Raw genomic sequence first — 2228 nt, forward strand, 5'->3', positions numbered from 1 at the left:
CTGGCCGCGCTGCACAAGGAGCTGCCGGGCGACCTGTCGGCCGACAAGGCCATCTACAACTACGTCAAGGCGGTCGGCAAGGGCCTGTCGAAGATCATGTCCAAGATGGGCGTGTCGACGTACATGAGCTACTGCGGCGCCCAGCTGTTCGAGGCCATCGGCCTGGACAAGCCGATGGTCGAGAAGTACTTCCGCGGCACCGCCACGCAGGTGGGCGGCATCGGCGTGTTCGAGGTGGCCGAAGAAGCGCTGCGCATGCACCGCCAGGCCTTCGGCGACGACCCGCTGCTGGCCAGCATGCTGGACGCCGGCGGCGAGTACGCCTGGCGCGCCCGCGGTGAAGAGCACATGTGGACGCCGGACGCGATCGCCAAGCTGCAGCACGCCACCCGCGCCAACAAGTTCGACACCTACAAGGAATACGCGCAGCTGATCAACGACCAGAGCCGCCGTCACATGACGCTGCGCGGCCTGTTCGAGTTCAAGGTCGACCCGGCCAAGGCCATTCCGCTGGACCAGGTGGAACCGGCGGCCGAGATCGTCAAGCGCTTTGCCACCGGCGCGATGTCGCTGGGCTCCATCTCCACCGAGGCGCATGCCACGCTGGCCGTGGCCATGAACCGCATCGGCGGCAAGAGCAACACCGGTGAAGGCGGCGAAGACCCGGCGCGCTACCGCAACGAGCTCAAGGGCATCCCCATCGCCCAGGGCACCAAGGTGTCCGACGTCATCGGCGGCAAGGTCATCGAGGTCGACTACGAACTCAAGGCCGGCGACAGCCTGCGCAGCAAGATCAAGCAGGTGGCTTCGGGCCGCTTCGGCGTCAACACCGAGTACCTGGTGTCGGCCGACCAGATCCAGATCAAGATGGCCCAGGGCGCCAAGCCCGGCGAGGGTGGCCAGCTGCCGGGCGGCAAGGTGACCGACTACATCGGCTTCCTGCGCTACTCGGTGCCGGGCGTGGGCCTCATCAGCCCGCCGCCGCACCACGACATCTACTCGATCGAAGACCTGGCGCAGCTGATCCACGACCTGAAGAACACCAACCCCAAGGCCAGCGTCAGCGTCAAGCTGGTGTCGGAAGTGGGCGTGGGCACCATCGCCACCGGCGTCACCAAGTGCAAGGCCGACCATGTGGTCATCGCCGGCCACGACGGCGGCACGGGCGCGTCGCCCTGGTCGTCGATCAAGCATGCCGGCTCGCCTTGGGAACTGGGCCTGGCCGACACGCAGCAGACTCTGGTGCTGAACCGCCTGCGCGGCCGCGTGCGCGTGCAGGCCGACGGCCAGATGAAGACCGGCCGCGACGTGGTGATCGGCGCGCTGCTGGGCGCCGATGAGTTCGGCTTCGCCACCGCGCCGCTGGTGGTCGAAGGCTGCATCATGATGCGCAAGTGCCACCTGAACACCTGCCCGGTGGGCGTGGCCACGCAGGACCCGGTGCTGCGCAAGAAGTTCTCGGGCAAGCCCGAGCACGTCGTCAACTACTTCTTCTTCGTCGCCGAAGAAGCGCGCCAGATCATGGCGCAGCTGGGCGTGCGCAGCTTCGACGAGCTGATCGGCCGTTCCGACCTGCTGGACATGAAGAAGGGCATCGAGCACTGGAAGGCGCGCGGCCTGGACTTCAGCCGCGTGTTCCACCAGCCGGCGATGCCGGCCGACGTGGCCCGCTACCACGTGGAAGGCCAGGACCACGGCCTGGACAAGGCGCTGGACCGCAAGCTGATCGAGAAGTGCCGCCCCGCCATCGAGCGTAGCGAGAAGGTGCAGCTGCTGGAAGCCGCGCGCAACCTCAACCGCAGCGTGGGCGCCATGCTGTCGGGCGAGCTGATCAAGCACCGCCCCGAGGGCCTGCCCGACCACACCATCTTCATCCAGATGGAAGGCACGGGCGGCCAGAGCTTCGGCGCCTTCCTGGCCACCGGCATCACGCTGTACCTGATCGGTGACGCCAACGACTACACCGGCAAGGGCTTGTCGGGTGGCCGCGTGGTGGTGCGCCCCAGCCTCGACTTCCGTGGCGATGCGGGCAAGAACATCATCGCCGGCAACACCGCGCTGTACGGCGCCACCAGCGGCGAAGCCTTCTTCCGCGGCGTGGCGGGTGAGCGCTTCGCGGTGCGGCTGTCCGGCGCCACCGCGGTGGTGGAAGGCACCGGCGACCACGGCTGCGAGTACATGACCGGCGGCACCGTGGCCGTGCTGGGCAAGACCGGCCGCAACTTCGC

At 67.9% G+C, this 2228-nt stretch carries 1 protein-coding gene; it reads left to right on the forward strand.

Going from position 1 to position 2228, the window contains the following annotated elements:
- Positions 1-2228 (forward strand): glutamate synthase-related protein (locus tag ABNT58_RS22245; RefSeq protein ID WP_348755588.1); only part of this gene is annotated, 2228 nt, incomplete at both ends.

Origin of the sequence: uncultured Aquincola sp. (genome assembly GCF_964001545.1) — a bacterium.
Lineage (GTDB): Bacteria > Pseudomonadota > Gammaproteobacteria > Burkholderiales > Burkholderiaceae_C > Aquincola.